This window comes from Pseudoalteromonas prydzensis (assembly GCF_001661495.1).
In the GTDB taxonomy this organism is placed as follows: Bacteria; Pseudomonadota; Gammaproteobacteria; order Enterobacterales; family Alteromonadaceae; genus Pseudoalteromonas; species Pseudoalteromonas prydzensis.
On the sequence record NZ_BDDT01000013.1, the window covers coordinates 117,700 to 127,514 of the forward strand.

Sequence of the window (9,815 nt, forward strand, 5' to 3'; positions counted from 1 at the left end):
CTGCACATTGCAGCCTTTTATTTTACAACTAGATCATGAATCCAGTGTGTATAAATGAAGTTTAACCGACATTTTTACGTGCGTTACGGAACATACGCATCCATGGGCTATCTTCACGCCACTCATCTGGGTGCCAAGAGTTAGCAACCGCACGGAATACACGTTCAGGGTGTGGCATCATTACAGTAGCACGACCATCAGCTGACGTTATACCTGTGATACCTTCTGGCGAGCCGTTCGGGTTAGCAGGGTATTGTGTTGTCGGATTACCGTAGTTATCAACAAACTTAACCGCTACAGTACCTGACTCAAGCGCTGCTTTCACTGCTGCATCATTTGCAAACTCAGCATGACCTTCACCGTGAGATACAGCGATAGGCATACGAGATCCCGCCATTCCGTTGAAGAATACAGATGGGTTTTCTTGTACTTCAACTAAGCTAAAGCGTGCTTCAAAACGCTCAGACTTGTTCGTAACAAAACGTGGCCAATGCTCAGTACCAGGGATCAACTCTTTTAATGTTGATAACATCTGACAGCCGTTACACACACCTAAACTGAATGAGTCTTGACGCTCAAAGAAGCTTTGGAACTGATCACGTGCCATATCATTGAACAAGATTGATTTAGCCCAACCTTCACCAGCACCTAATACGTCACCGTAAGAGAAGCCACCACATGCCACTAAGCCTTTAAACTCTTCAAGGCTTAAGCGTCCTTCAAGAATATCGCTCATGTGTACATCAACCGCAGCAAAGCCAGCACGGTTAAATGCTGCCGCCATTTCAAGGTGTGAGTTAACACCTTGCTCACGCAAGATTGCCATTTTAGGCTTAGCGCCAGTTGCAATATAAGGTGCAGCCACATCTTCGTTTAAGTCGAAGTTTAGTTTAACGTTCAGACCAGGGTCTTTAGCATCAAACTTGGCATCAAACTCTTGCTTAGCACAATCAGGGTTATCACGACGTGCTTGCATTTGGTACGTAGTTTCAGCCCAAATAGTACGCAGCTCAGTACGTGTATTGCTAAGAACAGTGTTACCTGCACGATTAAATACAACAGCGTCATCACTGTTTAATGTACCAATTGCATGGCTAATTGCTGCAATACCGTGCTCAGCAAACACAGCGTTTACAGCGTCTAAATCGCTATTAGCAACTTGAATTACAGCGCCAAGCTCTTCGTTATAAAGTACTTCGATGTCAGAACCTGTCAAACCATCAAGGTCAATGGTTACACCGGTATGACCTGCAAAAGCCATTTCAGCAACTGCAGTGAACAAACCACCATCTGAACGGTCGTGATAAGCGAGTAACTTGTTATCAGCAACTAACGCTTGCATCGCGTTGTAGAAGCCTTTTAGTAATTCAGGGCTATCAACATCAGGGGTTACATCACCTAGCTGCTTATAAACTTGCGCTAAGCTTGATGCACCCATACGGTTTTTGCCAGCACCTAAATCAACCAAGATCAGTGATGTTTCACCTTTATCTGTACGTAACTGAGGGGTAACCGTTTTGCGCACATCTTCAACTCGGCCAAATGCAGTGATGATTAATGAAAGCGGTGCAGTAACAGATTTCTGTTCGCCATTTTCATCCCATTGGGTTTTCATCGACATAGAGTCTTTACCCACTGGAACTGTTAAACCTAATGCAGGACAAAGCTCTTCACCAACGGCTTTAACCGCTTCGTAAAGACCAGCATCTTCACCTGGGTGACCCGCTGCTGCCATCCAGTTAGCTGATAACTTAATGTTTTCTAAGCCGCCAATATTTGCACAGGCAATATTAGTTAACGACTCAGCCACAGCTAAACGAGCAGAAGCACCATAATTCAGTAGTGCCGCAGGCGTACGTTCACCCAGTGACATTGCTTCACCATGGTAAGTATCATAAGTTGCAGCTGTTACTGCACAGTTAGCAACTGGCACCTGCCAAGGACCAACCATTTGGTCGCGCGCAACTAAACCGGTTACAGAGCGGTCACCAATGGTGATCAAGAAGGTTTTTTCAGCGATTGTAGGCAAACGTAATAAACGCTCTGCAGCTTCTGCGATATCAATTTTTGTTGTATCTAGCGCGTCGCTATTAGCTTTTAAAGAATACGCTTCGCGGTGCATTTTCGGTGCTTTACCTAATAATACATCCAGAGGTAAATCAACTGGGTTATTATCAAAATGGCTATCAGCAACTGTTAAGTGGCGCTCTTCTGTAGCTTCACCAATTACCGCATATTGCGCACGCTCACGCTTACAAATTGCTTCAAAGCGGTCAAAATCTTCTACGGCGACTGCAAGTACATAACGCTCTTGTGATTCGTTACACCAAATCTCATGAGGCGCCATACCTGGTTCATCGTTAGGAATATCGCGCAGTTGGAATTTACCACCACGACCACCATCATTAACAAGCTCAGGGAAAGCATTTGATAAACCACCCGCACCCACATCGTGGATAAACGCGATTGGGTTAGCATCACCTAACTGCCAACATTTATCGATTACTTCCTGGCAACGACGTTCCATTTCAGGGTTCTCACGTTGTACCGAAGCAAAATCTAAATCTTCATTTGATTGACCCGATGCCATTGATGAAGCGGCGCCGCCACCTAAACCAATGTTCATTGCAGGACCACCTAAGGCAATCAGCTTAGCACCAACTGGGATATCACCCTTTTGCACATGGTCTGTACGAATATTACCTAAGCCACCGGCAAGCATGATCGGCTTATGGTAACCACGAACTTCAACACCATTATGACTATTTACTTGTTCTTCATAAGTACGGAAATAGCCTAACAAGTTAGGACGACCAAACTCATTGTTAAATGCTGCGCCGCCTAGTGGGCCATCGATCATAATATCAAGTGCGTTAACAATACGGCCTGGTTTTCCAAAATCAGTTTCCCATGGTTGCTCGTAGCCTGGAATACGTAGATTCGATACAGTAAAACCAACTAAACCCGCTTTTGGCTTAGAGCCACGGCCCGTTGCACCTTCATCACGAATTTCACCACCAGAACCGGTTGCCGCACCAGAGAATGGCGCAATTGCAGTTGGGTGATTATGGGTTTCAACTTTCATCAGGATTTCAATGTTCTCTTGATGATAAGCGTATTCGCCTTCAGCATTTGGGAAGAAACGACCTGCTTTAGAGCCTTTCATTACCGCTGCGTTATCTTTATAAGCTGATAACACATTCTCAGGGTTTAGCTCATAGGTATTTTTTATCATTTTGAACAGAGATTTAGGCTGTTCAATTCCGTCAATTGTCCAATCAGCATTAAAGATTTTATGGCGACAATGTTCAGAGTTTGCTTGTGCAAACATAAATAATTCGATGTCGTTCGGGTTGCGCCCTAACTTTTGGAAGTTTTCTACCAAGTAATCAATTTCGTCATCCGCCAGTGCAAAGCCTTGCTCAACGTTTGCTGTAGCGAGAGCTTCTCGACCACCACCTAAAATATCAACAGATGACATTTTGCCTGGAGCGTCAGTGCGGAATAACTTGCCAGCATCGTCCATTGTGCTGTGTGTCGCTTCGGTCATACGGTCATGTAATAAAGCGGCAACTTCAGTTAATTGCTCGGCGCTTAAGTCACCTTCAACGTAGTAAGCAATACCACGCTCTACACGGTGCACTTGTGCTAAGCCACAGTTATGAGCAATATCCGTCGCCTTTGAAGCCCATGGTGAAATAGTGCCAGGGCGTGGCGTTACTAACACTAAAGTGCCTGCAGGTGTATGTTCGGCAATCGTTGGACCATAGGTAAGTAACTTCTCAAGCTTAGTTTGCTCGTCACTTGACAGCTGTGCTGTTAAATCAGCAAAGTGCGCATACTCAGCGTATACGTTAGTAACTGGAAGTTGCGCCTGTTGGCAACGGGCTAAAATTTTCTGAACTCTAAAATCGGAAAGTGCTGGTGCACCACGAAGGATCAACATAGGTATTTTCATCCGGGGTTAGGGATTGAACGATATTTTAGGCGCGTATTATATACTCAAGTAACTCGGAAATACAGGATCGGGGGGGAATTAAAATTGTTTAAAGCCAACAGTTAGCTAAGATGTTTGCTGTTTACAGTGGCTTAAGTTGTCGTGACAAAGCAACACTTAAAACCAATCGCCAAGTGACGGCGTCGAAAAGTTTTGATATAAGGGAGTAGTAGCATTCAAGGGGCGCAGTATGTTTAAACAAAAGCTAATAACAATCATTACGTTAGTAATGCTTTTATGTGCCTGCGATATGCAGCAACAACAATCTCAACTGAGTCATATTAAAGCTCAAAATAAAATAAGAGTAGGTACTTTAGCTGGCGCGAGTAATTATTATCAAGCGGTGCAAGGCGAGCAAGGTTTTGAATATGAGCTAGCGCAAGAGTTTGCCGATCACTTAGGTGTTGAGCTTGAAATGGTGCCGTTTTTTAACTTATCCGATATGTTTTCACGTTTAGACAACGGTGATTTAGACTTAATTGCATCTGGCCTAACTTATAATAAAGCCCGAGCACAAAATTATCGATTTGGTCCGACTTACCGCACTATTAGTCAAAAGTTGGTTTATAAACAAGGTAGAGTTAGACCACGTGATTTTGATGATCTAACAGATAATCTCACCGTATTGGCCAAAAGTAGTCACTCACTAGCCCTACAACAGCTAAAGCAAACTCACCCTGATTTAACTTGGCACGAAACAGAAGATTTAGATGAAGAAGAGCTATTACAAGCAGTGATCGATGGCGAAATTGATTACACCCTAGCAGACTCCCATACACTATCTTTATTTCGTCGTTATCACCCTAATCTAAGCATCGGCTTTTCAGTCACACGCAACGACCCTATCGCATGGTTACTTCGTAAAGATGGCGATGATTCGCTCTATGCGCTAATGGTGCCATTTTTCGGTGAAGTAAAACAAAGTAACCAACTTTACGTACTTGAAGAAAAGTACTTTGGTCATGTACGTCAGTTTAATTACGTAAATACCCTTGCCTATATTGAAGCAATTAAAGAAACCTTACCAAAATACCAACCTTGGTTTGAGCAATATGCTGGTAGCCTAGATTGGCGACTACTTGCAGCTTTAAGTTATCAAGAATCAATGTGGAATCCACGAGCAAAATCGCCAACTGGCGTACGTGGTATTATGATGCTCACTCTCGATACAGCCAAGCAAGTAGGTGTCACTAACCGTTTAGCGCCAGAGCAGAACATCAAAGGCGGCGCTGAATATTTAATGAAACTAGAAAAGCGTATTCCTGATCGTGTGCCACAGCCGGATCGCACTTGGCTGGCATTGGCTTCATACAATATTGGTTGGGGTCATGTGAACGACGCACGGATAATCACCGAGCAACAAGGCGCAAGCCCTGATAAATGGGCCGATGTAAAAAAACGCCTGCCGTTATTAATCAAAAAGAGATACTACCGAAAAACCAAATATGGCTATTCACGCGGTGATGTTGCGGTGCAATACGTTGATAATATTCGCCGTTATTACGACGCGCTGGTATGGCTCGATGAAAATGATGCGATCAGCACACCGACCACGGAACCCGATGAGGCTGAACAAATAGCTCAACCTGCGGCTCAAGCTGCTGAGATTAAAAATCAAAAGCCTGCCACAATACAAACCACGCTCTCCCCAACAAAAGATGACAGTATAGATGAGCTGTCACCGTCAAAAAAAGATAACGGCGAACAATAAAAATAACTTTAAATGCGATAGGTACTCGCAAACTAAAATATCTATTTACTTGTCATCAAATGATCACTACTGTGTAGTATCAAGTATATAATTAACTTATATCTTTTCTCACTCTCACATTTTCAGGAGCAACCATGTTAAAACGTCGGCGTACTCATTCGTTCAAACGCAACGTGATTTATTCATCATCCACACGCCGCAGAATCATGCTGCGTAATTTACATAAAAAAGTTATTTGGCGCCGTCGTATGTTTGCGATGCAGCAAATGGCAGAATTAAGTACAGCTACGCCTGTAGGTTAAGCCTTCAGGTCGCGCTGCGCTTGTTTTTTAGCTTTGATCTCTTGGCGGCGACGTTTAAAAAAGTCTGAAATTGTTTGTCCACATAATTCACTTAATACCCCAGCTTCTACATCAACTTGATGATTTAACCTTGAATCTTGCAATAAATTCATTATTGAACCCGCAGAACCTGTTTTTTCATCCGCAGCACCAAACACTAGCCGCTTAATACGACTGTGTACCAGTAAACCCGCACACATTGAGCACGGCTCCAACGTGACATACAGCGTACAATCGATTAAGCGATAATTATTTAGTGCCTTACCACCTTCGCGAATTGCTATCATCTCAGCGTGAGCAGAAGGGTCATTATCTGTAATTGAACGATTATACCCAGCTGCAATCAACTGATTATTTTTAACTAGCACTGCACCCACAGGAATTTCATCCAATTGTTCAGCCTTGTGGGCGTACTCAAGTGCTTTTGCCATCCAATATTGATCGTCAAATTGCTCGGTCATCAACTTACCTTTTAACTAATTATTGTTTAATTATACTCACTTAGGCGATTAAAACGCTAAACATAGTACTTAGTGACAAAAATAAACCAAATTAAAGCCGCTTTTACATGGCTCACCCTAGGTGATATACGCTATAATCTCCCGCTTTTTTTATTTAGCTCACAACACACGGGTAGCAAATGAAATTTCCTGGACGCCGCAGGCATAAACATTATTTTCCAGTGGAAGCCAAAGATCCACTAACAAATCAACTTAACGCCAGTGATCGGTTACAGCGCAGCTATATTACCGGGATCGATCAAATCGTGGTTGATATAGAAGCTAAAGTTGATCAAGCTTTTCTTGATGAATTTCAGCTGCGTAGAGGTATGTCGCAGGTTATTGATAATGATATTACCAATGCATTATATGACCGCTTAAAACTCAACGATATGGTCGACTATGAGTTTGCCGGTGGCACCATTGGTAACACGATGCACAATTATTCAGTGCTTGCTGATGATCGCTCAGTGCTACTTGGTGTAATGAGTGAAAACATTAAAATTGGTAGCTACGCTTATCGCTTTTTATGTAACACCTCCAGCCGTGTAGATTTAGATTATTTGCAACCTGTCGATGGCCCTATTGGCCGCTGCTTCACTTTAATTGATGATACCGGCGAACGTACCTTTGCAATTAGCGCCGGGCTGATGAATCATTTACGCCCTGAATCAATTGATAAAGAGCTAATAGAAAACTCATCAGCTTTAGTGATCAGCGCTTACTTAATGCGTACACAAGGTTCTGAGACGATGACCGAAGCAACTATGCAAGCGGTCAAATATGCTAATGATGCTGACGTGCCAGTAGTATTAACGCTTGGCACTAAATTCCTAATCGAGCAAGATCCAACCTGGTGGGCAGAGTTTGTTGCTAAGCATGTTGATATTTTAGCGATGAATGAAGAAGAAGGGCTAGCAATCACAGGTTTTGAAGATCCACTACTGGCTGCAGATAAAGCGCTAGATTGGGTCGATTTAGTGATCTGCACAGCAGGTGAAAAAGGCTTATTTATGGCAGGCTTTGTTGACGAGCAATTTAAACGGGAAACTGAATACCCGTTATTACCTGGTGCAATAGCTGACTTTAACCGCTATGAATTCTCTCGCGCTATGCGCAAAGCCGATTGCGAAATGCCAATCCGCGCTTACAGTCACACCGCCCCTTTCATGGGTGGCCCTGACTCAATTAAAAATACCAATGGCGCCGGTGATTGTGCATTAGCAGCAGTGTTACATGACCTATCAGCCAACGTTTATCACAAGCTCAATGTGGGTAACTCGGCCAAACACCAACAACCTGCAATGACCTATTCATCATTGGCACAGATCAGTAAATATGCCAACCGTGCAAGCTATGAAGTATTAGTACAACATTCACCTCGCTTATCGCGTGGTTTACCTGAGCGTGAAGATTGCTTAGAACAAGTCTACTGGGAACAGTAGACTTACCTTATCAATTAAAAGATAGAAATATCGAGCTTTTTAGATAGCAGCTCCAGGGCTGCTATTCCTGCCACTGAATTACCGTATGAATTCAACCCTGGCGAATACACCGCCACGGTAAATTTACCTGGTAGCACAGCCAAAATGGTGCCCGACACACCTGATTTACCCGGCATCCCCACTCGGTAACCAAAATCACCTGCAGCATCATATAAACCACTGGTAAATAACAAAGAGTTTAACTGTTTAGTTTGCAAGCTGGAAAGCACTCGCTTATCACTCAAATGGCAAAGACCTTTATTCGCCAAAAAATTATACGCTTTAGCTAATTCAACACAGTTAAGCTCTATTGCACAAAAATTAAAATAAGCCCACAGCACATCATCAACTTCATTATGAAAATTGCCAAACGACTTCATCAAATGCCCCATAGCAGCATTACGATGGCGAAATTCATATTCAGAATTGGCAACTTTTTTATCAATCACGATTGTTTTATTACCTGACAAAGTTCGAAAAGCTTCAAGCATTGAATGCATAGGTGCTGACAAACGACTGTATAACGCATCACAGGTCACAATAGCGCCAGCATTTATAAACGGATTACGTGGTACACCTTTTTCAAACTCAAGCTGTGTCAGCGAGTTAAACGCCGTACCAGAAGGCTCTTTACCTACACGATGCCACAGCTCATCACCATAACGTTGTAGTGCAAGTGTTAGTGTCATTACTTTAGATACTGATTGTATCGTAAAGCGCTTAGAGCAATCGCCCGCACAGAAAGTCTGACCATCAGTGGTATATATCGCAATTGAAAATTGGTCTGCATCAACTTCTGCCAGCGCAGGAATGTAATCAGCCACCTTACCTTGAGAAAGTAATGGCTGCACTTCTGCCGCAATCTCATTTAACACTTGTTGGTAATCAGAGTTAGCCAATATCGTCCTCACTCTCTATGTTGATAAAAACAAAATTCTAACACGATAGTTGGGATCAGTTGATGCCATTTGTAGATAAAGTTTTGCGGGTTTCGGGTTTCGGGTTTCGGGTTTCGGGTTTCGGGTTTCGGGTTTCGGGTTTCGGGTTTTTCAAGATTAAAACGCAGGAGAGTTAAAAGGGCAAGCTGTATGATTACGCTCTGAGGAGTTCGTGGCGTTCTTTTATCCGTGGGTGTCAGATACTCAACCCCCGCTACGGTGTCTAGGTTGACGCTGTACGACTGAAAGCTGACGGCTGACGGCTGACGGCTGACGGCTGACGGCTTAGAATACAAAAAACCCGTCACATCGCTGTAACGGGTTTCTTTAATTTGGAGCCTGGCGATGTCCTACTTTCACATAACAAATGCTACACTATCATCGGCGCTGTTTCGTTTCACTACTGAGTTCGGCATGGGGTCAGGTGGGTCCAAAACGCTATTGTCACCAAGCAAATTTGGTGTAAGTTCGATTTAATCAAACTTACTAAAATTTGGAATTTCTGATAATAAAAAGTCTTCAGTAATCTACTTTAGTTATATTAACTTCTGCGCTTAAACAGTCACATAAAAATCTTTCTGGAACAGATTTTAACGCACGTAGTGCGGCTTTAGTAATTTACATGGACGTAAATTATAAAACGCGTTTGGCGTTGTATGGTTAAGCCTCACGGGTAATTAGTACAAGTTAGCTTAACATATCACTATGCTTCCACATCTTGCCTATCAACGTTGTAGTCTTCAACGGCCCTTCAGAGACTTTAAAAGTCTAGTGAGAACTCATCTCGAGGCCTGCTTCGCGCTTAGATGCTTTCAGCGCTTATCAGTTCCGAACGTAGCTACCG

Annotated in this window: 6 protein-coding genes and 2 rRNA genes; 3 read left to right on the forward strand and 5 right to left on the reverse strand. The window is 43.1% G+C overall.

The genetic code is table 11. From position 1 onward, the window contains the following. Nucleotides 1-61: 61 nt before the first annotated feature. Nucleotides 62-3,946, reverse strand: a complete 3,885-nt coding sequence (purL, locus tag A7968_RS18415; RefSeq protein WP_064668035.1) for a phosphoribosylformylglycinamidine synthase — start codon at nt 3,944-3,946, stop codon at nt 62-64. 241 nt (nt 3,947-4,187) lie between these two features. Here purL and mltF point away from each other — a divergent pair, with 241 nt between their 5' ends. Next, the gene (mltF, locus tag A7968_RS18420; protein WP_064668036.1) at nt 4,188-5,708 is read left to right on the forward strand and encodes a membrane-bound lytic murein transglycosylase MltF; all 1,521 of its coding nucleotides are present in this window, start codon (nt 4,188-4,190) and stop codon (nt 5,706-5,708) included. 134 nt (nt 5,709-5,842) lie between these two features. Beyond that, nucleotides 5,843-6,010, forward strand: a complete 168-nt coding sequence (locus A7968_RS23375) for a hypothetical protein (protein WP_167542981.1) — start codon at nt 5,843-5,845, stop codon at nt 6,008-6,010. Here the strand turns inward: A7968_RS23375 and tadA are convergent. Further along, nucleotides 6,007-6,510, reverse strand: a complete 504-nt coding sequence (gene tadA, locus A7968_RS18425; RefSeq protein WP_064668037.1) for a tRNA adenosine(34) deaminase TadA — start codon at nt 6,508-6,510, stop codon at nt 6,007-6,009. The two genes, A7968_RS23375 and tadA, sit on opposite strands and share 4 nt — an antisense overlap. 179 nt (nt 6,511-6,689) lie before the next feature. On the opposite strand from tadA, the gene A7968_RS18430 reads away from it, so the two are divergent. Continuing rightward, entirely contained in the window at nt 6,690-7,994 is a 1,305-nt protein-coding gene (locus tag A7968_RS18430; RefSeq protein WP_064668038.1) for an inosine/guanosine kinase, read from the forward strand. 14 nt (nt 7,995-8,008) lie between these two features. Here A7968_RS18430 and glsB read toward each other — a convergent pair whose 3' ends face one another. The 3 genes from glsB to A7968_RS18445 all read right to left on the reverse strand — a co-directional run. Further along, on the reverse strand, nt 8,009-8,932 hold the full coding sequence (gene glsB, locus A7968_RS18435; protein WP_157586786.1) for a glutaminase B: 924 nt from the start codon (nt 8,930-8,932) through the stop codon (nt 8,009-8,011). 376 nt (nt 8,933-9,308) lie between these two features. Next, nucleotides 9,309-9,423 (reverse strand): 5S ribosomal RNA (rrf, locus tag A7968_RS18440). A gap of 204 nt (nt 9,424-9,627) precedes the next feature. Next, nucleotides 9,628-9,815, reverse strand: a 23S ribosomal RNA gene (locus A7968_RS18445); the annotation flags it as partial.